Origin of the sequence: Pseudomonas sp. R38(2017), assembly GCF_002112395.1 — a bacterium.
GTDB lineage: Bacteria > Pseudomonadota > Gammaproteobacteria > Pseudomonadales > Pseudomonadaceae > Aquipseudomonas.
Window position 1 is genome coordinate 584,458 of sequence record NZ_NEHN01000004.1, and the last position, 23,392, is coordinate 607,849.

Genomic DNA, 23,392 nt, shown 5'->3' on the forward strand with positions numbered 1-23,392 from the left:
TTCAGTCCGTCAGGCCCATCACTCGCCGATAGAAACGCCACTCCTGCTCCAGCGCATGGGCCTGATTGATGGCCCGGCGGAAGCCGTGGCGTTCGTCGACGTAGTAATGCGCTTCGACTTCAATGCCGTTGTGCTCCAGGGCCGTAACCATGTCGCGGGTCTGTTGCGGCACGACGACGGCGTCCAGTTCACCCTGGAAGAAAATCACCGGCACGCGAATGTTGCCGGCGTGCAGTAACGGCGTGCGGGCCGCGTAGCGTTCGGCGTCTTGCTCGGGATCGCCTATCAGCCAGTCCAGATAATCGCCTTCGAACTTGTGTGTTGCGCGGCCCAGAGCCACCGGATCGCTGACGCCATACAGGCTGGCGCCGGCGCGGAACACTTGATGGAATGCCAACGCGCACAGCGTCGTGTAACCACCGGCGCTGCCGCCACGGATGAATGCACGGTCGCCGTCGATCATGCCGCGATCATTCAGGTATGCGACGACCGCACAGGCATCCTCGACATCCACCGCACCCCAACTCAGATGCAGCGCCTGTCGATACTCCCGGCCATAGCCGCTGCTGCCTCGGTAATTGAGGTCCGCGACGGCGAAGCCGCGTTGCGTCCAGTACTGGATGCGTGGATCCAGCATCGGGTAGCAGGCCGACGTCGGGCCGCCGTGGATGAACACCACCAGAGGCGGTTTGGCATCGCCATTGGTGGCCGGGTAAAAGAAGCCGTGCGCCTCGCCCGAACCACTGGGATAACGCAGGGTTTGCGGGCGGCTGATGCGCTCGGCGGGCAGCGGTGCGACACCGCCGGCCAGGATGTTCACTTCGCGCGAATCGCGGTCAATGGCGATCACCGCTGAAGGGCTGATCGGTGAGGAGGCAATGCAGTAAATGAATTGATCATCGACAGCCAGATGACGGAAGCGGCTGTAGTCGCCGGTGAAGTCTTCACCGTTGAGTGCCAGACGCCCGAAACCGCCTTCGCTCCAACTCGCCATAAAGCTGTCGTCGGTGGGCAGCCAGGTGCAGCCGCCAAGTTGCCATGGGGCTGGCGCGTGATCGGCTTCGGCGCTGGCTAACGGCTGCAAGCCTTCTGCCGACTCGACCCACGGTTGCCAATAACCACCACGATCGGTCAGACAGCCCAGTCGGCCGTTGGCATCGAAACGCGGTTGCTGGATCGACTCTTCAAGTGCTTCACCGGCCACGCAACGCGGCGTGGAAAATTCGTTGTCCGAGCGTTCGGCGAGCATCAGTCGGGTGGAGGTCCACGGCTGATGCGGGCGGCTCCACTCGATCCATGCAAGGCGTTGGCCGTCCGGGCTGATAATGGGCGCCGCGTAAAAATCCGCACCTTCAACCAGCCTATGGCGGGCGCCATTCTCCAGATCGATGGCCACCAGCCGATGGCAATCACCGTTCTCTTCAACGGCCAGCACCTGCCCGTTGGCAAAGTGCAGATCGCCATATCGGCATTCCCCGGACGTCAATGCCACGGGTTCGCCGTCCAGCGTCTGTCGGTACAACTGCTGGTCCGCCTCGTTGACGAAAACCACTCCATCAGGCGTCAGACAAAACGCCCCACCGCCATATTCATACACCCGACTGCGCACGCTGAAACCCGCGGGTGTCAGACATTTCGCCACGCCATCTCGCCACTGCCAGATCCGGCAGGCGGCGTCTGTCGGGCGATATTCATTCCAGAACAACCCATGGGCGCCGAGCTGAAGCTCAGCGAAATCCACACCGGCTGCAACGGCGGCAGTGGCGCTGAAAGGCTCAGCCTTTGGCGATGAGGCGCGAGTTTCGTTCATTGCGAAAGGCCAGTTGTTCGATGGTCTGGGTGGCATGCTCGGCTTCTTCGCGAGCCTTGAGGATCACGCCGTGATGTTCGGACTTGCTGCACACAGGGTCGGCATTGCTGGCATCGCCGGTGAGCATGAACGCCTGGCAGCGGCAGCCGCCGAAGTCCTGTTCTTTCTCGTCGCAGGAGCGGCACGGCTCGGGCATCCAGTCATAGCCGCGAAAGCGGTTGAAGCCGAACGAGTCGTACCAGATGTGCTGCATGCTGTGGTCGCGCACATTGGGAAATTGTACCGGCAGCTGTCGGGCGCCATGACAGGGCAGGGCGGTGCCGTCCGGTGTGACCGTCAGAAACAGACTGCCCCAGCCGTTCATGCAGGCTTTCGGGCGCTCTTCGTAGTAGTCCGGGGTGACGAAAATCAGCTTGCACGGATGCCCTTCAGCTTCCAGCCTGGCACGGTATTCGTTGGTGATGCGTTCAGCGCGGACCAATTGTTCCTTGGTCGGCAACAGACCGACACGATTGAGCTGCGCCCAGCCGTAGAACTGGCAGGTGGCGAGCTCGACGAAGTCTGCTTCCAGCGCGATGCACAGCTCGATGATGCGGTCGATCTTGTCGATGTTGTGCCGATGGGTGACGAAGTTCAGCACCATCGGATAGCCGTGGGCTTTCACGGCGCGGGCCATTTCCAGTTTCTGCGCGAAGGCCTTTTTCGAGCCGGCGAGCAGGTTGTTCACTTGCTCGTCGCTGGCCTGGAAACTGATCTGGATGTGGTCGAGCCCGGCCTTCTTGAAGTCGCTGATCTTCTGCTCGGTCAGGCCGATGCCGGAGGTGATCAGGTTGGTGTAGAAACCCAACTGACGCGCTTCACGGATCAGCTCGGCGAGGTCCTGGCGCACCAGTGGTTCGCCCCCGGAAAAGCCAAGTTGCGCCGCGCCCATCTCCCGCGCTTCGCGAAACACCTTGATCCACTGCTCGGTGCTCAGCTCTTTACCCTGCTCGGCGAAATCCAGTGGATTGGAGCAATACGGGCATTGTAGCGGGCAACGGTAGGTCAACTCGGCGAGCAGCCACAGCGGCAGGCCGATTTCCGGTTTGGCCGGGACTTGCACCGATGACTCAGGCAAGTTCGATCCAGTGTTGCGCACGGGCAACCTCCATGAATTGCTCGATGTCGTCACCGAGCTCGGGTACGCCGGGGAACTGTCTGTCGAGTTCGGCGATGATCGCCGCGACATCCCGCTCCCCGTCGATCAGGCCGCCGATCAGCGCGGCACTTTCATTGAGCTTGATCATGCCTTCCGGATACAGCAGCACATGGCCTTTCTGAGCCGGTTCGTACTGGAAACGGTAGCCGGGACGCCAGGTCGGGGTCTTGCTGCGGTCGAAACTCATAAGGCGATTCCTTTATGCCAGACCCGTTGATCGGTGACGCTGTGATACGGCGGGCGGTTCAGTTCGTAGGCCATGCTCATGGCATCGAGCATGCTCCAAAGGATGTCCAGTTTGAACTGGAGAATTTCCAGCATGCGTTCCTGACCTTCGCGGGTCTTGTAGTGCTCCAGCGTGATCGCCAGACCATGCTCGACATCGCGCCGGGCCTGACCGAGGCGAGTGCGGAAGTACTCGTAACCGGCCGGGTCGATCCATGGGTAATGCTGCGGCCAACTGTCGAGACGCGACTGGTGGATCTGCGGCGCGAACAGCTCGGTCAGCGAGCTGCTGGCGGCTTCCTGCCAACTGGCGCGGCGGGCGAAGTTGACGTAGGCGTCGACGGCGAAACGCACGCCGGGCAGCACCAGTTTCTGGGAGCGCAATTGATCCGGATCGAGGCCGACGGCCTGGCCGAGACGCAACCAGGCTTCGATGCCGCCGTCTTCACCGGGGGCGCCGTCGTGGTCGAGCAGGCGCTGAATCCACTCGCGGCGGATTTCGCGATCCGGGCAGTTGGCGAGGATCGCTGCGTCTTTCAGGGGGATGTTCACCTGATAATAGAAGCGGTTGGCGACCCAGCCCTGAATCTGTTCGCGGGTGGCCCGGCCTTCATACATCGCCACGTGGTACGGGTGATGGATGTGGTAATAGGCGCCCTTGGCGCGCAAGGCCGCTTCGAATTCGGCGGGGGACAGCGGGGTGTCGGTCATTGCGGTTCTCCGGGCCATTCGTTACAGGACGAGGCTCATGCCGTCATACGCCACTTCAACATTGCGTCGCGTCAGTTCCGCGCGCTCCGGCGAGTCTTCGTCGAGAATCGGGTTGGTGTTGTTGATGTGGATAAGCACCTTGCGCTGCTCGGGAAGCTGCTCCAGCACTTCGAGCATGCCGCCGGGCCCGTTCTGGGCCAGGTGGCCCATTTCACGGCCGGTGCGGGTGCCAACGCCACGGCGCTGCATTTCATCGTCGTCCCACATTGTCCCGTCCACCAGCACGCAGTCGCTGCCGGCCATGATTTCCAGCAACGGCGCATCGACCTTGCCCAGGCCCGGCGCGTAGAACAATTTGCCGCCGGTGCCGAGGTCTTCGACGATCAGGCCGATGTTGTCGCCCGGATGCGGGTCGAAGCGGTGCGGCGAGTAGGGCGGCGCGGCGCTGCGCAACGGCAGCGGGGTGAAGCGCAGGTTCGGGCACGCGGCGACGGTGAAGCTCTGGTCGAGTTCGATGCGGTTCCAGTCCAGCCCGCCGTTCCAGTGCTTGAGCATGGTGAACAGCGGGAAACCGGTGCTCAGGTCCTCGTGGACCATGTCCGTGCACCAGACCTGATGCGGGCAGCCTTCGCGCAGGCTGAGCAGGCCGGTGGTGTGGTCGATCTGGCTGTCCATCAGGATGATCGCGCTGATGCCGGTGTCACGCAGGGCACGGCCCGGCTGCATCGGGGCGAAGCCCTGAAGCTGCGCGCGGATGTCCGGTGAGGCGTTGCACAGCACCCAGTTCACGCCGTCATCGGAAATCGCGATGGACGATTGGGTACGGGCCTGGGCATTCAGGCTGCCGTCGCGAAAACCGGCGCAATTGACGCAGTTGCAGTTCCACTGCGGAAAACCGCCACCGGCGGCCGAACCCAGAATCTGGACGAACATGAACGCTCCATCATTTCAACGCTGAAAATAAAACGCCCCGGCGAGCCGAGGCGTTGCACTGCAGTGTTCTGCTTGAGGCAGGACTCAGCGGCTGGCGAAGTACATGGTGACTTCGAAGCCGATGCGCAGGTCGGTGTAAGCAGGTTTGGTCCAAGCCATCGGGTGACTCCTTTTTCAGGTGGGTGAGATAGCGCTATCCATAGGTATAGTCCACGGCAGCGCAGGGATGTTCCAAATAGTTAGGTGGCTATGTTACTCAAAATTTCAGGGGGTTTGCCCGTGAATCTTTGAGAAAGCTCCTTGCAGCCCCGGTAATGATCATTTTGCCGCTTGCCATGGCGCGCCTGGCGCTGGGTCATTGGACAGGCCGTGCCAGCCGCCCTCGGCGCGGATCAGGCGTTGTGCAGCGGCCAGCAATGCTGGGCGATCCAGTTGAGCGATGGCGCTACGCAATTGCAGCAGATAATCCGACGAGTGGCCGGCGAGTCGGGCATGCCACAGGAGCTCGGCTGCATCTTTGCTGGACAGGGCACTGTCATCGAACTGATCGGCAAGCGTCTGGCGTTGCTGGGCGAGGCCGGCGTCGTCGAGTCGTTCGACAAGGGCTGGCAGTCCATGGAGAAACTGCTGAATGTGATCGAGCAATTGCGCGGCGGTGGCCGAGGGCGATTGCACACCGAACAGTAATCCGGTCTGGCCGTGTAGCTGACTCAGGCCGCTGAACACCGCATAGCCCAATTGCAGTTCGACTCTCAGGCGTTGGTAGAACGGTGACTGGCCCAGGTGAGCGAGCAGGCGCCACGCGGCTTCGTCGTCGATTTCACGGCTGGCGGTCGGGCAGAACAGCAGCAAGGCGTGTTCGCTGGACGCGTTGTCGATCTGACTCCACCGGTATCCGGTGTTGATTGCCGACGGTGCGGGAATTTGATTGTCCGGGATGCCGGGGATGCGACTCAGGGCCAGGCCTATTGCGGATTGGGTTTGTGGGTTGAGTCCCAACCCCAGGCCGTCCCAGCGCGAAGTTGTCCACAGGTGCGTGGCATCGTCGGAAGATTCTGTGGGCGCCAATAAATGTTCCGGGAGTGCCTTGAGCAATTGGCGAATCGGCATCAACGGCACGTCCGGCTCGCCGGGTGCGGAATCGTCGTCAACTTGTGTCAGATGTTTCAGCGCATGCTCAAGGACGCCGGGCAATATGTCCTGCAGACCGGTCACCTTCAGCAGCCACTGATTGCCCTTGGTGCTCAACGAAAGCTCGACCCCGGCCTGACGTGCTTCATCCGACACTTCCCGCAGACTGCATTGCAGTTTCGCTAGCAGCTCGGCCGTAGCCGCCGCTTCCATCTGCCAGCGCACATACACCGCACCTTCGTCACTGTTATCCGGCAGCGCCTGGCTGAATTGCATCGGTGAGCGTTCACGACGGCTACGCGAGCGATCTTGAGCGAATGTGCGCAAGCCTCGGTGTGCGCTGGTCTGACCGCGGATCAGGCCGGCGTTGGCCAGCGGTTCGGCCGTACGCAAGAACGGGTTGGCGGCGGGCAGATGCCAGTGGCCGCTGAAGTTATCCACAGTGCCGATTTTGCCGAGAATCGCCTTGAGCGCCGCAACGGCCGATTCGGACAAGCCGCTTTCGAGTTGTTCGCTGTCGAGTCGTGCCAGATTCAGTGCGCCGCTGACTTGCTGCTGGCGCTGATGCTGCGCCGCATATTCCTCTTGCAATGCCGACCAGTCCTGCTGTGCGACGAAGAAACTCATCCAATCCAGCCATTGCTCGCGAATGGCATTGAATGACCCGCTGGGTGCAGTGAACTGAAGATGCAGCAAGGCTTGCCCTGCGAACTGGTATTGCACGCAAGCTTGCAAGCTTTCAGCGAGACCCAGCAGCTGCAAATGGGCGAGCAGTCCGCCGGGTTTGGCGCTGTTCAACCAGTGACAAAGAAACGCCAGCGCTTCGGCCGACGACTCTGGCAGGTCTTCCAGCGCAAACAGCAGATTGCCGTACCGCTCGCCGACCTGTTGATAACTTGCCTGCGGGTTGTCCATCAAGCGAACAGGGGCTGCCTGCTCAGTTTTATCCCCAGGTGTCAGCGCAGTAGCAAACTGCTCGGCCAGCGTTCGCAGCTCTTCAATGTTCTGCGGTCCGACCAGGCTCAGTGTCATCTGTCCGGTTCGGTAAAACTGTTGATGGAAATCTTTCAGTGCCTGCTGAAAATCCGCTTGTTCTACCGGCAGGCTGTCGCGGTTCCCGGCATGAAAGCCGCGCAACGGATGTGCTGCTGACAACCCTTCGAAGAGCGCCTCTTTCTGCTGGGCCGCAGCATCCTTCGACCACGCGACAAACTCCGCCTGCAACACTTCCCGTTCCCGCAACTGATCGTCCGGATTCATACGCGGCCGGGCGAGCATGTCTGACAGACGCTCAAGCCCGCCGCTGAAGGACGCTGGCGGCAACTCAAAGAAGAAATCGGTGGTGCGCTCGCGGGTGCTGGCATTCACCTGACCGCCGTGACCTTGCACGTAGGCCATCAGGCCTTCGCTCGCAGGAAAACGCTCGGTGCCGAGAAACAGCAAATGCTCAAGGAAATGCGCCAGCCCCGGCCATGCCAACGGCGCGTCATGACTCCCGGCAGCCACTCGCAACGCAGCGGCGCTGCGCTTCAGGCCGGGCACGTGACGCAGGGTCACGCGCAAGCCGTTGGCCAGGGTTTCGGTGTGGGGGCGGGGTTGATTCGGCGCAGGCATGGGCACTTCCAGAACAGTGAAGTGCCAATGCTAGCGGATTAGCGCTTGTTGAGCGCGTCGTAAAGTTCGGGGCGGCGGTCGTTGAAGTAGCGGTTGGCGCTGCGGGAGTCGACCATCAACTGGCGATCCAGCTCACCGACGATCAGTGCTTCATCCAGCCCGGCCTGGGCGATGCGGCTGCCATCCGGCGCAGCAATACTGCTTTGCCCACAGTAATGGATATCGCCTTCGTGGCCGCAGTAGTTGGCGTAAGCCACGTAGCACTGGTTTTCGAAAGCACGGGAGCGCACCGAGACGTCGGCAATGAAATCGAAAGGAATCATGTTCGCTGTCGGCACCAGAATAAGCTCGGCACCTTCAAGGGCCAGGCGCCGGGCGTTTTCCGGGAACTCCAGGTCGTAGCAGATCAGGAAACCGAGCTTCCAGCCGTTGAGCTCGACGATGGGAAACTCGCCATCGCCGGGGCTGAACATCGAACGGTCGAGATCGCCGAACAGGTGCGTCTTGCGGTAATTGCACAGGCGCTCGCCGTTCGAATCGATCAACTGCACGGCGTTGTAGATCTGCCCTTCGGCGGTGCGCTCAGGGTAACCGTAGAGAATCGCCAGGCCGGCAGCCTTGGCGATTCGTCCTACGTGCTGCGCCCATTCACCGTTGTAGACCTCGGCCAATGTCGCGACCGCCTCCTTACCGATGTTGTAGCCGGTCAGAAACATCTCCGGCACCACCAACAAATCGGCACCTTTGGCCTCCATCGCCAGTTGATGCAGGCGCTGGAGGTTGGCAGCAGGTTCCAGTGGCAGCGGTGGACATTGGTAAAGGGCTACACGCATCAGGGATTCCTCTTACTCGGGCAGGGCGATCGGGCCGATGTCGTTGAACACATCACCAGGGCCGGGGTTCTCTTTATGTGTGGACCCGCCGAAGTGCTTCATGATTCCCCATACCGCGTTGAGCGAAGTCTGTACCGCGCCTTCAACCCACGCTGGCGTCCACGACACGTCGTCGCCGGCGATGAAAATCCCGCGCTGCTCCGGCGGCATGTCGTCCTGCATAAAGTGCGCGTACATGCGCTGGTTGTAGCGATAGTGGCCGGGCAGGGCGCCCTTGAACGCGCCGAGGAAGTGCGGGTCGGCTTCCCACGATACGGTGATCGGATCGCCGATGATCCGCGCGGCGATGTCGACTTTCGGGTAGATCTTCTTCAACGCATCCAGCGCCAGTTTCACGCGCTTTTCCACCGGATGCGGGAGCATTTTCAGCGCATCGCTCATCCACGAGTACGATAGGCAGATCACGCCCGGCTTGTCGTCGCCGTTGTCGAACAGGTAAGTACCACGGGTCAGACGATCGGTGAGGGTCATGCTCATCAGGTCGCGACCGGTTTCCGGGTCCTTGTCCTTCCAGAACGGGCGGTCGACCATTACGAAGGTCTTCGACGATTGCATGTAGCGCGTGCGGTCGAGGGCCATCCACATTTTTTGCGAGAACAGGGTTTCGTCGCATTCGATCTGGGTGGTCAGCAGCCAGCTCTGGCAAGTGGTCAGTACGGCGGCGTACTCGCGGGTGTCACCGTTGTTGTCGGTGACAGCAAAACGTCCGTCAGGCGCGTGGGCGATTTTCTTCACTCCGGAGCGCGGCGCGCCATGGTGCAACGACTTGAGGCTGGTGCCTTGCGGCCAGTGAACGCAGCGCTCCGGCGCATGACGCCAGATGCCTTGCGGCACTTGTTCGACGCCGCCGACCACCAGATGCTGGTGATCGTCGCAGTTGGTCATCACCACACGGAAGATTTCCAGCATCGAGTTGGGGAAGTCCGAGTCCCAGCCGCCGGTGCCGAAACCAACCTGGCCAAACACCTCACGGTGATGGAACGACAATTTGGCGAAGGCTTTCGAAGTGGCGACGAAATCGTAAAAGGTGCGGTCGTCCCACAGCGGCACCAGGGTGTTCCACAGCTCTTTGAGGCGTGGCACGTCGCGGTCGCGGATCGCTTGCTGGATATCGGCGAACTGCGAGCCGGCCTCCAGAGCATCGGCCCAAGCGTCAGCCACTTCCTGGAACAGTGCAGGAAGATCCTTCAGGCTTTGTGCGTAATGGGTTTTGCCTTCCAGGTCGATCACGGTGCTGCCGGAGGCCGGCGTCAGCGGGTTGGGGAAGGGCTTGGTTTCCAGGCCGAGTTTGTCGACGTAGTGATAGAACGCGGTGGAAGACACCGGGAAGCGCATGCCGCCGAGCTCGGCGACGATGCCGTCGGTGCCGTTGAAGGCCTGGGAACGCAAACGGCCGCCAAGCTTCGAGGCTTCGTACACCACCGGTTTCAGGCCGAGCTTCATCAGTTCGTAAGCGGCCACCAGGCCGGCGATGCCAGCACCGACGATTGCCACCTCTGCACCGTGGTTGTGCTCGGGAATGCTGCCCAGACCGGCGGGGTGTTCGATCCAGTCGTCGAAAGCGAACGGAAAGTCCGGGCCGAAAATGGTGATCGGTTTCTTACCGTCTGCAGGATGGCGATTGTTCTTGTTCATGGCTGACCTTGCTGGCGACCCGACGCAGGATGCGCGTCTGAGTATAGGAAAAGATGCCAGCCATTCTAGGGAGCGTAGAACACGTTAATAAGACGCAAAGTGTCGTCGTTTTGAGTGCTTGTGCTGCAATCTGACGAGATTGATGATCAGACTGGATGCCCGCGATCAATTTTGCTGCTGAGGATGATCGAGGTCGTGGTCTTCTCTACGCCGTCTACGCTGCCGATCTGATCCAGCAACTGATCCAGTTGTTCCGGCGAGTCGGTTCGCAGCCACGCCACATAATCAAATTCGCCACTCACTGCGCACAATTGCTGCACCTGGGCCATCGCGCTCAACCGGCGCAACACCTCTTTGCCAGAGCGCGGCTGTACCTTGATCCCGACGTACGCCTGCAAACCGCCATCCACGACGCGCTGACCTAGACGCACACCGTAGCCGGTGATGACTTTGGCCTTTTCCAAGCGCGCCAGTCGCGAAGTCACGGTGGTGCGGGCGATCCCCAGTTGCCTGGCCAGCATCGCCACGCTCTCGCGGGCATTGATTTGCAGGGCTGCGATTAGCTGGCGGTCGATTTCATCGAGCACGGGTGGGCGGATGTCGGGCAAGGGACTTCTCCACGCAGGTACGAAAAAGCCGCACATAAGCGCGGCTTTTTTCATGTTTGGTGGGCCCACACGGACTTGAACCGTGGACCAAAGGATTATGAGTCCTCTGCTCTAACCAACTGAGCTATAGGCCCTCAGTAGGCCGCGGATTATAGCGACGGTTTCTCGGGTGTGCTATCCGAAAAATCTGATACGGCTATGCGAAGAAACGTCGCGGCGAATTCCTCCGGCGGTAGTGGCAGGCTGACGATGTAGCCCTGGATCTGTTCACAGCCTTCGGCGGCGAGGAATCGTTGTTGGGCCTGGGTTTCCACGCCTTCGGCGATTACGGTGAATTGCATGCTGCGGCCCAGGGCGATGATGGCGCGCACGATCGCCGCGTCGTGCGGGTCGTCGGGCAGGCCGCGGACGAAAGACTGGTCGATCTTGAGGATGTCCAGCGGCAGGCGTTTGAGGTAGCTCAGCGAGGAGTAACCGGTGCCGAAGTCGTCGATGGCCAGTTGCACGCCGAGGTGTTTGAGTTGATGCAGCACCGCCAGCGCTTCTTCGGCCTGGCTCATGATGAAATTTTCGGTAATCTCCAGTTGCAGTAAATCCGGCCGGAGGCGGTTGTCCTTGAGCAGTTGTTCAATGCGGCCCAGCAGGTTTGGCTGGCGCAGTTGTGCGCCAGCGAGATTGACCGAAAGTGGACCCAGGGATTCGTAGATCTGGCTCCACTCGAACATCTGCCGGCAGGCGGTTTCCAGCACCCAGTCGCCGATTTGCAGGATCATGCCGTTCTCTTCCGCCAGAGGAATGAAATGCTCCGGAGGCACCTCGCCGAAGGTCGGGTGACGCCAGCGGATAAGGGCTTCGGCGCCGACCAGAGAGTGATCGTCGAGGCTGATTTTCGGCTGGTAGTAGAGGTACAACTCTTCGCGCTCGATGGCCCGGCGCAGTTCATGTTCCAACGCCACCCGCTCGCTGGCCTGGGCGGTGAGGTCGCGGGTGTAGCTTTCGACACGGTTGCGGCCCTTGGCCTTGGAGCGGTACATCGCCGCGTCGGCGTTCTTGATCAGGGTGGCAACGTCGCAGCCGTCACGGGGATAAAGACTGGTGCCGATGCTGGCACTGATGAAAAACTCGTGCTCACCCGCCTGGAAGGGGGCGCCGAAGCAATTCAGCAATTTGGTGGCAATGTTGTCGGCATCACCGGCCTGTTGCAGGCCGGGCAGCAGGATGATGAATTCGTCACCCCCCAGTCGTGCAACGGTGTCGATGTCGCGCAGTTGCTCTTTGAGGCGTACGGCAATGCCCTTGAGCAGCAGGTCGCCCACCGGGTGACCGAGGCTGTCGTTGATGTGCTTGAAACGGTCGAGATCGAGGAACAACACCGCACCCAGACCACCGTTTTCCTGCTGGCCGTTCAATGCCGTCAGCAGGCGGCTTTCAAACAGCGTGCGATTCGGCAGGCCGGTCAGCGGGTCATGGTGGGCCTGGTAGTCGAGCTTGGCCTGGGCGTGCTTGAGGCTCGAAATATCGGCAAACACGGCGACGAAGTGGGTGATGAACTTGTCCCGGTTGCGCACGGCGCTGATGGTCAGCCAGCTCGGGTACAACTCGCCATTCTTGCGTCGGTTGGAAATCTCGCCTTGCCAGTGGCCTTCGTCCGTCAGCTGATGCCACATTGCTGCATAGAACGCGCTGTCGTGCAGCCCGGATGCCAGCAGGCGCGGAGTATGGCCGAGCGCCTCGCTTTCGCTGTAACCGGTGATTTCGGTAAACGCACGGTTCACCGCACTGATGTGCTGCTGAGTGTCGGTGATCAATACACCTTCAGCGGTGCTCTCGAACACCGTTGCGGCCTGTTGCAGTTTTTCCTGCATCAGGTGGCGCTCGGTGATATCCCGGGCGATGGTCAGCATGCAGTCTTCGTCGCCGATCGGTAGCGGACGGCTGGATACCTCGCAGAGGCGGATCTGCCCGTCGCTGCGGCGGATGTGGCAGGTGAAATCGCGAACGAAACCGTCACGGTGCAGCAGATCGAGCATCTGTTTGCGTTCGTTGAGATTGACCCAGATCCCCAGATCCAGTGCCGACCGGTCCACCGACATGGCGCTGTTGAAACCGGTGATGCGGCTGAAGCCTTCGTTGACCTCCAGCAGCAGGCCATCGCTCTGGCGTGACAGCAGCAATCCGTCCGGCGAGGCGTGGAAGGCCTTGGCGAACTTCTCTTCGGAGGTTTGCAGTTGCTGTTGGGTTTCCTTGAGCTGGGTAATGTCGCGCACCACCACGACCAGTGCCGGTGTGGTGTCGAGTTCGAACGGCTCGGCGGAAATCAGCCCGGTGAACACCTGCCCGTTGCTGCGACGAAAGGGCATCTCCAAGTTGCGAATGCTGCCGGCCTGCAAGCGTTGCAGCAGGCCGGGGCCAACGCCGGGAATACCCCAGATATTGAGTTCGGTGGAGGTCTGGCCGATGACTTCTTCGGCCCTCAGCCCGATCTGCTCTTCAAAGGCCTCGTTGACCTCCAGCAGACAGCCGTCGGACAGCCGTGCAATCACCAGAATGTCCGGGCATTGCTGGAACACCGAGGCGAATTTCTGCTCCGACAGGCGCAGGGCCTCTTCGGTACGCTTGGTTTCGCTGATGTCGATCATCAGACCGCGCATCACTGGCTCGTGGCCGTGTTCGATCAGGCTGACGATGTCACGCACCCACAAGCAACGGCCGTCAGCGGTGATCACTCGATAGTCGAGGCTGTGATCCCGCCCGGCGAGGACTTCGTGATCGCAGAAGCTCTGCGCGCGGGTCAGGTCGGCGGGATGGATGATGTTGCGCCAGAAGCCCGGAATCAGCCAATGCGACAGGGGATAACCCAGCAGGTCTTCGGCGTGGGGTGACACGTAGCTGTAGGTGAAATCGCTGATCCGCGCTTCCCACGCAATGGCCGACAGGCTCTCCACCAGCCCGCGATAGTGGTATTCGCTGCTACGCAGTTCCTGTTCGAGGTCGATGCGCCGGGCGATTTCCGAACTCAAGCGACGGTTGATGCGGATCACGACTGCCAGGATGATCACCAGCAACAGCAGGCCTGGCAGGCCATAGACCAGTAGATCCGACCAGAATGTCCGATGATCGAGGACGTTGCCCACCCAGTGTTCCTGGATACTGTTGATCTGCTCCGGGGACATGTCGGCCAGGACTTTGTCCAGAATACCCACCAGCATTTTGCTTTCTCGGGGCACCCCCATAGCCAGTTGATAGCGATAAGGGGTTTCGCCACTGACATACAACCCGTCGAGCTTGAGCTGGCGCAGGCTCCAGACACTGGAGGCGAGATCGCCGACCACCGCGTCCACTTCGTCGGTGGCCAAGGCCTGCAGCGCCGAGCTGACATTGGGCATGGCGACGAGATTCAGATCGGGATGATGGGTACGCAGGAGCTCATGGGGGGCGTAGTTTTCGACGACGGCGATCTTCAGCCCATACAGATCCTCGATCTTGCGCGGTTGCGGGCCGCCGACGTGGGCGAGGATGACGATCGGAAAGTCCAGGTAAGGGCGGGTGAAGGCCAGATAATTCTGGCGCTCAGGGGTGGACATGATGCCCGGCAGCAGGTCGATCGTGCCGTTTTTGGCCTGTTCGAGCACGGCTGTCCAGCTCGAGGGTTCTATGGGGGTAAGTTTGATGGCCAGACGCTGGCGGATCACGTCGATATAGTCCGCCGCCAGGCCCTGATAGCGGTTCTGCTCATCGCGAAACTCGAATGGCGGCCACGACGCATCGACACCCAGGCGCAAGTCAGGGTGAGCCGCCAGCCAGCTACGTTCTTCGTCGGTCAGAGTCAGCGCGTCAGCCGTTGCGGTCCAGATCATCAGTGACAGCAAAAAAAGCACGGACGCCAGTCTGGGCATAACGGTCTCGTTATGGCTCGGGGGAATGTTTCGAGTGTAGACGGGCTGTGCGCGTGGGAAGGGCGGAGCGAGGTATTTAATCTGCCATATAAACAAAACCCCCGGCCTGGGCCGGGGGTTCTGGTGTCACTCGTCGAGGAAGGAGCGCAGATGCTCGCTTCGCGTCGGGTGGCGCAGCTTGCGCAGCGCCTTGGCTTCGATCTGACGGATCCGCTCGCGGGTCACGTCAAACTGTTTGCCGACTTCTTCGAGCGTGTGGTCGGTGTTCATGTCGATACCGAAACGCATGCGCAGTACCTTGGCTTCACGGGCAGTTAGGCCGGACAGTACTTCGCGAGTCGCTTCTTTCAGGCTCTCGACAGTGGCGACATCGATTGGCGACTGCATGGTCGAGTCTTCGATGAAGTCACCCAGATGAGAGTCTTCGTCATCACCGATCGGGGTCTCCATGGAGATTGGCTCTTTGGCGATCTTCAATACCTTGCGGATCTTGTCCTCAGGCATCTCCATGCGCTCACCCAGCTCTTCCGGGGTCGGTTCACGACCCATTTCCTGCAGCATCTGCCGGGAAATACGGTTGAGCTTGTTGATCGTCTCGATCATGTGCACCGGAATACGGATAGTGCGGGCCTGGTCGGCGATCGAGCGAGTGATCGCCTGACGGATCCACCAGGTGGCATAAGTCGAGAACTTGTAACCACGACGGTATTCGAACTTGTCCACCGCTTTCATCAGGCCGATGTTGCCTTCCTGGATCAGATCGAGGAATTGCAGGCCACGGTTGGTGTACTTCTTGGCGATGGAGATCACCAGACGCAGGTTCGCTTCAACCATCTCTTTCTTCGCGCGGCGGGCTTTCGCCTCACCGATCGACATGCGACGGTTGATGTCCTTGATCTCGGCGATGGTCAGACCGGTCTCGGTTTCCAGCGCGGTCAGCTTCTGCTGGCAGCGGATGATGTCCGGTTGCACACGGCCGATGGCTTCGGCGTACTTGCTCTTGCCTTTGGCCAGGGCGTCGGACCAGCTTTCGTCGACTTCGTTGCCCGGGAACTGGCGCAGGAAGTCGGCACGCGGCATACGTGCATCACGTACGCACAGCTGCATGATCGCGCGCTCTTGCTGACGCAGACGATCCAGGGCACTGCGAACACGCTCGACCAGGGCTTCGAATTGCTTCGGCACCAGTTTGATCGGCATGAACAGATCAGCCAGGGCCAGCAACTCGGCAACCGCTGCCTTGTTGTGACGACCGTGCTTTTTCAGTGCCTTGCGGGTGATTTCCATCTGGTCGGCCACGGCGCCGAAACGCTGGGCAGCAATGACCGGATCCGGACCGCTTTCGGCTTCTTCTTCGTCATCGGAAGCTTCGGCGTCATCGTCCTCGGAATCGTCGTCCGCTTTCGCGGCTTTCGCGTCGATTGGCGGTGGCACTTCGGCAGCCGGCGGCGTAATGCCGTCGTCCGGGTCGATGTAACCGCTCAGAACGTCGGACAGGCGACCACCTTCGGTGGTGACCCGAGTGTACTCGGAGAGAATATGGTCAACCGTGCCGGGGAAGTGCGCGATTGCGCTCATCACCTCACGGATGCCCTCTTCGATACGCTTGGCGATTTCGATTTCGCCTTCACGAGTCAGAAGCTCGACCGTACCCATTTCACGCATGTACATGCGCACTGGGTCAGTGGTGCGACCGATATCGGTCTCGACCGCTGCCAACGCGGCGGCTGCTTCTTCCGCAGCGGCCTCGTCGGTATCGGCGTCGGCCAACATAAGGGCGTCCGCATCCGGAGCACTCTCGTGTACGGGGATCCCCATGTCGTTAATCATGCGGATGATGTCTTCCACCTGCTCCGGATCTGAAATATCCTCGGGCAGGTGGTCGTTGACCTCGGCGTAAGTCAGATACTTCTGCTCACGACCCAGTTTGATCAACTCAATAATACGAGACTGCTGTTGCGCTTTTCCGGACATAACACCCTATCCACTGAAGGTCTTGGCGGGCAAAAAACAAGCCGAGGATTATACCTGAGCTATGACCTCACGCGCCAGTTGAGGTCGGGTTTGATGCAGGAACATCCCGTTTGAGCAATTCGAGCAGCAAAGATTTTTCTTCGGCGCTCAGATCGCTTTGACGTGATTTCCTGAGAAGTTGTTCCAGCTTTCGCTCGCGCTGGCGGGCTGACAAGCTAGTTATGGTGTCGAAAAACTGTTGTTCAAGGTTTTCTCCGTTGATCAACCACTCCTTTTCTGCCAGGCGGGTCAGCAATCGACCTTGTTCGGTGCCATGCCATCGCGAGATCAACTGAAAAGAGTTTAGCTGAGGATTCTTTTGCACGGCTTCCAGTGAGGCCACCAGCAGCTGAGTGTTGGTATTGTCTTCGTCCGCAAAATGGCTGGCCGTCTCGACCTTCAGCGCCAGTTGCGGGTGATGGATCACTGTTCGCAGGGCGGCCATGATCGGTGGCTCGACGGGGGCCGGCACTCTAGGGGCGCGCGGTTGATCGCGATCGCCGCCACGCTTGCCGTTCTTGTCCCAGGGCTTTTTGTCCCATTTCTTGCCGCCGGCACCGGGCTTCTTCGGCGTCCACTCCTGCTGCGGCACATATATGTCCTGTGCCTGTGGCTGATGGTAGTCGCTGAAGTCCGGCATCGCGTCGTAATCGATGCCGGGGTCGTAGGCGGGCGGCGCTTCCTGCGGTGCGCTCTGGGCCAGTTGGCTGACGGTCTCGCTGCTCAGGCCGGTGATTTCGGTCAGGCGTTGACGCATCAGGATTCGCAGGTTGGCCCCTGGCACTTTATCGATCAGCGGTGCCGCAAGCGTCGCCATGTGCGCCTTGCCTTCGAGTGAGCGAGGGTCGGCTTCTTCGGTCAGTTGCTGGAAGAAATAGTCTGCCAATGGCTGTGCGTGCTGATTGATTCGTGCACGGAAGGCGTCGGTGCCTTCGGCGCGGATCAAGGTGTCCGGATCTTCGCCTTCGGGCAGGAACAGGAAGCGTGCGCGGCGACCGTCCTGCAGGCTGCTCAGTGTCGCTTCCAGTGCTCGCCATGCGGCGTTGCGGCCGGCCTGGTCGCCGTCGAAGCAGAACAGCACGTTCGGCACGACGCGAAAAAGGCGCTTCAGATGCTCTTCGCTGGTGGCTGTGCCCAGGGTCGCGACGGCGTTTCGCAGGCCTTGCTGGGCCAGGGCGATCACGTCCATGTAGCCCTCGACGACGATGATTTCATCGAGGTTGCGGTTGTTCTTGCGGGCTTCATAGAGGCCGTAGAGTTCCTGGCCTTTATGGAATACCGGGGTTTCCGGTGAGTTCAGATATTTCGGCTTGTCGTCGCCGAGGACCCGACCGCCGAAGGCAATAATGCGCCCGCGAGTATCGCGGATCGGAAACATCACGCGATCGCGGAAGCGGTCATAGCGCTTGCCGGTTTCGGCGTTCTCGATCAGCAGGCCGGCGTCGATCATGGCTTTCTGTTGCAGGGTGTCGCTGCTCAGGTGCTTGAACAGATTGTCCCAGCCTGGCGGGGCGAAGCCGAGGCCGAAGTCCCGGGCAATTTCACCTGTCAGTCCGCGGCCCTTGAGGTAATCCACGGCAGCCTTGCGTGCCGGGTGGCTCTTGAGCGCCTGGCGGTAAAAGTCGGCAGCGGCAGTCAGCAGTGGATAAAGCGGCGAATCGGTCGGCTGTCGCGGTTTGTGCGAGCGGCCGCCTTCTTCGCGGGGTACTTCCATGCCGGCGGCTTTGGCCAGGTCCTCGACGGCCTGGGGGAAGTCCAGGTTGTCGTGGTCCATGAGAAAACCGAGCGCGTTACCGCCGGCGCCGCAACCGAAGCAGTAATAGAACTGCTTGTCGGGGCTCACGCTGAACGACGGGGTTTTCTCTTTATGGAACGGGCAGCAGGCGGTGTAGTTCTTGCCGGCCTTCTTCAGTTGCACGCGCGAGCTGACCACGTCGACGATGTCGGTGCGGTTCAGCAGGTCGTCAATGAAGCTCTGGGGAATCAGCCCGGCCATGGCGTTCTCGTCTGCGCTGTAATGGATCCGATGCGAAAGGCTGCCGGACGCGGGTCATTGAGTGATGCGCGCACGTGGGGCGGCTCGACCGGTGTCGTCTGCGTAATCGCTGTCGGGAAGTGTATCTGCCGAAAATCCACTGACGTTAGTACTCATCAGTCTTCGACTATTCGAAAATGTTGCGCTGAATCCGCTGACGGCCTGTAATCGGCCTCGGATAGCTCATGAAGCGGGCACGCAGCAGGTGCCTTGGGCTGATCGTCGTAAGAGGAATCAGTGGGTGTGCTCGTCAGTAGCCTTGAAAGGCTCGTCAGAAAAGACGTGCACCGCTGGCAAAAGAGCCAGGCCTGACGCGGTGAAGCGGGTTTGTCTCGGTCGCATCTGCGGCTTCGACGGTGAAGCATCAAGCGTTTTACGCAAATGCCATTAGCCCGGCTGAGGGCCGGGCTTGGCAGAAGCTTGCTACGATCGTCTGTGTATTAGTACAGACGAACGGCGCGGCGCTGTTCGCGCTGAACTTTCTTGGCGTGACGCTTAACAGCAGCAGCTGCCTTGCGCTTACGCTCAGAAGTTGGCTTCTCGTAAAATTCGCGGCTACGAACTTCAGCCAGTACACCGGCTTTTTCGCAGGAGCGCTTGAAACGACGCAGAGCTACGTCGAAGGGTTCGTTCTCTTTAACTTTGACGGCTGGCATCCAGAGCTACCTTCATTCATTACCGGGGTCAACATCCTCGCGGCAAAAGAGCACTTGAAGACGTCGGTTTTTAAGGGTTGCGGATGTTAACCCCTCATCGCTCGGAATGCAAAGCCTCTGATCGAAAACCGCTGGTCGGGGCATCACGCGGCGACTATTATGCGCGCCTTCGAATTCAGCCTAAACAAGGCGCAAACCCATGCTAGTACTGGGATTAGAAACTTCCTGCGACGAAACCGGCGTCGCTTTATACGACAGTGAACGCGGTCTGCTGGCCGACGCATTGTTCAGTCAGATCGACCTGCATCGCGTCTACGGCGGTGTGGTGCCGGAGCTGGCCTCGCGCGATCACGTCAAACGCATGCTGCCCTTGATCCGTCAGGTGTTGGCCGAGGCCGACTGCGTGCCGACCGAGATCGACGCCATCGCCTACACCGCGGGTCCTGGCCTGGTCGGTGCGTTGCTGGTGGGGGCTTCGTGCGCTCAGGCGCTGGCGTTTGCCTGGGGCATTCCGGCCCTCGGTGTGCACCACATGGAAGGCCACTTGCTGGCGCCGATGCTGGAGCCAAAGCCGCCGGAATTTCCGTTCGTCGCTTTGTTGGTCTCCGGTGGTCATACGCAGCTGGTTCAGGTCGATGGCATCGGCCAATACAGCCTGCTGGGCGAAACCCTCGATGACGCCGCAGGCGAAGCGTTCGACAAGACCGCGAAGATGATGGGCCTCAATTATCCGGGTGGGCCGGAAATCGCCAAATTGGCGGAGAAGGGTGTCGCAGGACGTTTCACCTTTCCGCGTCCGATGTGCGATCGCCCGGGCCTGGATTTCAGCTTCAGCGGCTTGAAGACCTTCGCCCTCAATACCTGGCAGCAGTGCGTCAGCGCCGGGGACGACAGCGAGCAAGCCCGTTGCGACATCGCGCTGGCGTTCCAACAGGCCGTGGTGGAGACTTTGACCATCAAGTGCAAGCGTGCGTTGAAGCAGGCCGGCATGAAGCGTCTGGTGATCGCCGGTGGCGTCAGCGCCAACAAGGCTTTGCGTGTATCGCTGGAGAAAATGCTCGGCGACATGAAGGGCGAGGTGTTCTATGCCCGTCCCGAGTTCTGCACCGACAACGGCGCAATGATTGCGTTTGCCGGTTGCCAGCGTCTGCAGGCCGGCCAGCAGGAAAGCCTGGCCATCAGTGTGCAGGCGCGCTGGCCGATGGAGCAGCTGTCGGCGCTGTGATGAGCGGCGCTCACGTGCGGTATTTAAAAATGCCGTTCGCGCCCGGCAAACAGGTCGCGTAGATTGCCCCGGTGGCGCCAGACGATCAGCAGCGTCAGCGTGCTCATCGGCAGCAACGCCTCCGGTTCCTGCCAGGCCAGTAATGGCAGGGTCAGGGGGGTGGCGATCAGCGCTGCCAGCGAGCTGGTGCGGGTCAGGTAGAACGTTAACAGCCAGGCGCACACGGCCAGTAGCGCGGCAGGCGGATACAGGCCCAGCAACATGCCGGCCGCCGTGGCAACGCCCTTGCCGCCGCGAAAACGGAAGTACAGCGGGAACAGGTGACCGATCACGGCGCAGACGCCGATCCAGGCCTGATCCTGTAGCGAGAGGCCCGCTGCCGAAGCGATCAGCACCGGCAGCAGGCCTTTGCACAGATCACCCAGCAGGGTCAGGATCGCGAGTTTGCGACCGGCCAGGCGCAGCATGTTGGTGGCACCGGCATTACCCGAGCCACTCATTCGCGGATCCGGATTTCCGGTCAGGCGGCTGAGCAAAATGGCGAAGGACAGCGAGCCGAGCAGGTAGGCGAGGATCGCCAGTAACCAAAACATGCTAACTATTCCGGGCGAGGACGCCCTGATTCTAACGGCGCATTGCGCCCTTGTCGTGCAGCGGAGAAAAGTGCTTGGACAGAGTGTTTATCGAGGGCCTGGAAGTCGACACCGTGATCGGTGCCTACGACTGGGAGCGCGGCATCCGACAGTGCCTGCGTCTTGATCTGAGCTTCGCCTGGGACAATCGCCCGGCTGCTACCGGTGACGACCTGACCCTGGCACTCGATTACGCCAGTGTTTCCACGCGGATCCAGGCCTTTGCCGAGCAGGCACAGTTCCAGTTGGTCGAGACCTTTGCCGAGCGTCTGGTCGAAGTGCTGATGGCCGAATTCAAGATCACCTGGGTGCGTCTGAAGCTGACCAAGCCTGGCGCAGTCCCGGCCGCCAAGGGTGGTGTCGGTGTGGAGATCGAGCGCGGATGTCGCTGACTCAGGTCTACCTCGGGCTCGGTAGCAATATCGAGCGCGAAACTCATTTGCGAGCCGGTCTGGATGCCCTGGCCGGTTTCTTGGTGGATATCCGCTGCTCGGCGGTGTTCGAAAGCCAGCCGGTAGGGATCAAGAGTGGCCCGTTCTTCAATTTCGTGGTGTCGGCCTACACCGATCTGCCGCTGATGGAGCTGGATCGACGGCTGAAATTCATCGAGGCGGATAACGGTCGTTATGCCCCGGATCGCAAGGGGCTGCCGCTGGATATCGACGTCTTGCTGTACGGCGAGCTGGCAGGCAATTTCGACGGGCTGATCCTGCCCCGGGCCGAGATTCTGAAAAATGCCTTTGTGCTGTGGCCACTTTCGCTGATTGCGCCGGATCGGGTGCACCCGGGTGTGGGAAAAAGCTTTGCCACGCTGTGGTCCGAGGCGCAGATCGATCAGGTGTTGGCACCAGTCGGATTTGAATGGCGCGGTATTCAGCTCACGCCTCCAGATCTGTTGAACTGACTGACGCCATCGCGACCGGTTCGCGATGGCGTCAGGTGTTCTCAGGACGACGCTGATTCCTTGTAAGCCTTCAACGCCTTGAGCCGTTCACGCTTGAGCGCTTCGCCCAGTTCCGGGCCCTTGAAACCTTTCTCCAGCAGCGGCTGTACCGCAACGCCCCGAGCAGCGCTGGCTGCACCGCGCAGGTAATCGGCCTGTGGATAACTGCGCTGCTCAAGTCCTTTGCGGCCTCGGGCATCCATCTCGCATGCGACGATAAATTCTTCGAAGCGCTGCGGTCGGCGATAAACATCAAAGCTCTGCAGCAATTCCAGCAAGGTCGAAGCCTTCAGTTCCAGGGCGCGATGGCCGTGGGTGTGATACTGGCCGACCAGCAGGGCCAGCTCCTGACAGTCCTTCGGTGCCTTGAAGCGTTCGTTGACCGCTTTGATCAGCTTCAGGCCCTTGTGCTCGTGGGCGATATGCCGCGGCCATTCCTCTTCCGGGGTCAGGCCCTTGCCGAGATCATGCAGCAGGCAGGCCCAGCGCACCGTCAATGGTTGCTGGTGCAGGGCGGCTTGCTCAAGCACGCTCAGTGTGTGAATGCCGCTGTCGATTTCCGGATGATGGACTTCCGGTTGCGGTACGCCGAAGAGGGCGTCGACCTCCGGCATCAGCACTTTCAGTGCGCCACAGTCACGCAGTACCTGAATGAACACCTGCGGCTGATTTTCCATCAGTGCGCGGGAAATCTCTTTCCAGCTGCGTTCAGCGGTCAGGGCCTCCAGTTCCCCGGATTCGCTGAGCTGGCGCATCAACTCAAGGGTCTCGGGGGCAACCTTGAAACCGAGTTCTGCGTAACGAGCCGCGAAGCGGGCAACACGCAAGACTCGCAGGGGATCTTCGGCGAACGCGGGGGAAACGTGACGCAGGATCCGGTCTTCGAGATCACGCTGGCCGTGATAGGGGTCGGTCAGGTTTTGCTGATCGTCCTCGGCCATCGCGTTGATCGTGAGGTCGCGACGGATCAGGTCTTCTTCAAGCGTGACCTCGGGGCTGGCGTGAAAGGTGAACCCGCCGTAACCCCGACCGCTCTTGCGTTCGGTGCGGGCGAGGGCGTACTCCTCGCCGCTTTTCGGGTGAAGAAACACAGGGAAATCCGCGCCTACCGGGCGAAACCCCTTGGCGAGCATTTCTTCTGCGGTGGCGCCGACCACGACCCAATCGATATCGGTGACCGGTTTGCCCAGCAGGCGATCACGTACCGCGCCGCCAACCTTGTAAATCTGCATAA

Annotated in this window: 19 protein-coding genes and 1 tRNA gene; 3 read left to right on the plus strand and 17 right to left on the minus strand. The window is 60.7% G+C overall.

Features of this window, described 5'->3' with window-relative positions; translation table 11 throughout:
* Window position 1: 1 nt before the first annotated feature.
* From CAF87_RS12620 to rpsU, 15 genes are all read right to left on the minus strand, one after another.
* Window positions 2-1,810, minus strand: a complete 1,809-nt coding sequence (locus CAF87_RS12620; protein WP_085731693.1) for a S9 family peptidase — start codon at window positions 1,808-1,810, stop codon at window positions 2-4.
* On the minus strand, window positions 1,776-2,948 hold the full coding sequence (gene pqqE, locus CAF87_RS12625; protein ID WP_085731694.1) for a pyrroloquinoline quinone biosynthesis protein PqqE: 1,173 nt from the start codon (window positions 2,946-2,948) through the stop codon (window positions 1,776-1,778). The genes CAF87_RS12620 and pqqE overlap by 35 nt, the downstream gene beginning before the upstream one ends.
* Complete coding sequence (gene pqqD / locus CAF87_RS12630; RefSeq protein ID WP_007959876.1) at window positions 2,920-3,195, minus strand: pyrroloquinoline quinone biosynthesis peptide chaperone PqqD; 276 nt, start codon at window positions 3,193-3,195, stop codon at window positions 2,920-2,922. Before pqqD ends, pqqE begins: the two co-directional genes overlap by 29 nt.
* Window positions 3,192-3,944 (minus strand): pyrroloquinoline-quinone synthase PqqC, encoded by a 753-nt coding sequence (gene pqqC, locus CAF87_RS12635; RefSeq protein ID WP_085731695.1) that lies wholly within the window; start codon window positions 3,942-3,944, stop codon window positions 3,192-3,194. Before pqqC ends, pqqD begins: the two co-directional genes overlap by 4 nt.
* 21 nt (window positions 3,945-3,965) lie before the next feature.
* The gene (gene pqqB, locus CAF87_RS12640; protein WP_085731696.1) at window positions 3,966-4,877 is read right to left on the minus strand and encodes a pyrroloquinoline quinone biosynthesis protein PqqB; all 912 of its coding nucleotides are present in this window, start codon (window positions 4,875-4,877) and stop codon (window positions 3,966-3,968) included.
* Window positions 4,878-4,961: 84 nt separating this feature from the next.
* The gene (gene pqqA, locus CAF87_RS12645) at window positions 4,962-5,036 is read right to left on the minus strand and encodes a pyrroloquinoline quinone precursor peptide PqqA (protein WP_003444522.1); all 75 of its coding nucleotides are present in this window, start codon (window positions 5,034-5,036) and stop codon (window positions 4,962-4,964) included.
* Window positions 5,037-5,195: 159 nt separating this feature from the next.
* Window positions 5,196-7,622, minus strand: a complete 2,427-nt coding sequence (gene pqqF, locus CAF87_RS12650) for a pyrroloquinoline quinone biosynthesis protein PqqF (RefSeq protein ID WP_085731697.1) — start codon at window positions 7,620-7,622, stop codon at window positions 5,196-5,198.
* 38 nt (window positions 7,623-7,660) lie between these two features.
* A complete protein-coding gene (locus CAF87_RS12655) occupies window positions 7,661-8,455 on the minus strand; it encodes a carbon-nitrogen hydrolase family protein (RefSeq protein ID WP_085731698.1) in 795 nt (264 codons plus the stop codon).
* A 12-nt stretch (window positions 8,456-8,467) separates the two neighbouring features.
* Window positions 8,468-10,150: an NAD(P)/FAD-dependent oxidoreductase gene (locus tag CAF87_RS12660; RefSeq protein ID WP_085709206.1), complete on the minus strand. Its 1,683-nt coding sequence runs from the start codon at window positions 10,148-10,150 to the stop codon at window positions 8,468-8,470.
* Between the two features lie 146 nt (window positions 10,151-10,296).
* Window positions 10,297-10,758 (minus strand): Lrp/AsnC family transcriptional regulator, encoded by a 462-nt coding sequence (locus CAF87_RS12665; RefSeq protein ID WP_007959884.1) that lies wholly within the window; start codon window positions 10,756-10,758, stop codon window positions 10,297-10,299.
* 57 nt (window positions 10,759-10,815) lie between these two features.
* Window positions 10,816-10,892, minus strand: a tRNA-Ile gene (locus CAF87_RS12670).
* A 15-nt stretch (window positions 10,893-10,907) separates the two neighbouring features.
* Complete coding sequence (locus CAF87_RS12675) at window positions 10,908-14,654, minus strand: bifunctional diguanylate cyclase/phosphodiesterase (protein WP_085731699.1); 3,747 nt, start codon at window positions 14,652-14,654, stop codon at window positions 10,908-10,910.
* Between the two features lie 126 nt (window positions 14,655-14,780).
* Window positions 14,781-16,628, minus strand: a complete 1,848-nt coding sequence (gene rpoD / locus CAF87_RS12680) for an RNA polymerase sigma factor RpoD (RefSeq protein ID WP_085709208.1) — start codon at window positions 16,626-16,628, stop codon at window positions 14,781-14,783.
* 67 nt (window positions 16,629-16,695) lie between these two features.
* Window positions 16,696-18,663 (minus strand): DNA primase, encoded by a 1,968-nt coding sequence (gene dnaG / locus CAF87_RS12685; RefSeq protein ID WP_085731700.1) that lies wholly within the window; start codon window positions 18,661-18,663, stop codon window positions 16,696-16,698.
* Window positions 18,664-19,142: 479 nt separating this feature from the next.
* Window positions 19,143-19,358, minus strand: coding sequence for a 30S ribosomal protein S21 (rpsU, locus tag CAF87_RS12690; RefSeq protein WP_002551877.1), 216 nt, complete (start codon window positions 19,356-19,358; stop codon window positions 19,143-19,145).
* A 199-nt stretch (window positions 19,359-19,557) separates the two neighbouring features.
* Here rpsU and tsaD point away from each other — a divergent pair, with 199 nt between their 5' ends.
* Window positions 19,558-20,583 (plus strand): tRNA (adenosine(37)-N6)-threonylcarbamoyltransferase complex transferase subunit TsaD, encoded by a 1,026-nt coding sequence (tsaD, locus tag CAF87_RS12695; RefSeq protein WP_085731701.1) that lies wholly within the window; start codon window positions 19,558-19,560, stop codon window positions 20,581-20,583.
* Window positions 20,584-20,606: 23 nt separating this feature from the next.
* On the opposite strand, the gene plsY is transcribed toward tsaD, so the two are convergent.
* Window positions 20,607-21,176, minus strand: a complete 570-nt coding sequence (plsY, locus tag CAF87_RS12700) for a glycerol-3-phosphate 1-O-acyltransferase PlsY (RefSeq protein ID WP_085709211.1) — start codon at window positions 21,174-21,176, stop codon at window positions 20,607-20,609.
* A 74-nt stretch (window positions 21,177-21,250) separates the two neighbouring features.
* On the opposite strand from plsY, the gene folB reads away from it, so the two are divergent.
* A complete protein-coding gene (folB, locus tag CAF87_RS12705; RefSeq protein WP_085731702.1) occupies window positions 21,251-21,607 on the plus strand; it encodes a dihydroneopterin aldolase in 357 nt (118 codons plus the stop codon).
* A complete protein-coding gene (folK, locus tag CAF87_RS12710; RefSeq protein WP_085709213.1) occupies window positions 21,598-22,119 on the plus strand; it encodes a 2-amino-4-hydroxy-6-hydroxymethyldihydropteridine diphosphokinase in 522 nt (173 codons plus the stop codon). The genes folB and folK overlap by 10 nt, the downstream gene beginning before the upstream one ends.
* Window positions 22,120-22,160: 41 nt before the next feature.
* Here the strand turns inward: folK and CAF87_RS12715 are convergent, their stop codons facing one another.
* Window positions 22,161-23,390 (minus strand): multifunctional CCA addition/repair protein, encoded by a 1,230-nt coding sequence (locus CAF87_RS12715; RefSeq protein ID WP_085731703.1) that lies wholly within the window; start codon window positions 23,388-23,390, stop codon window positions 22,161-22,163.
* Between the last annotated feature and the right edge of the window lie 2 nt (window positions 23,391-23,392).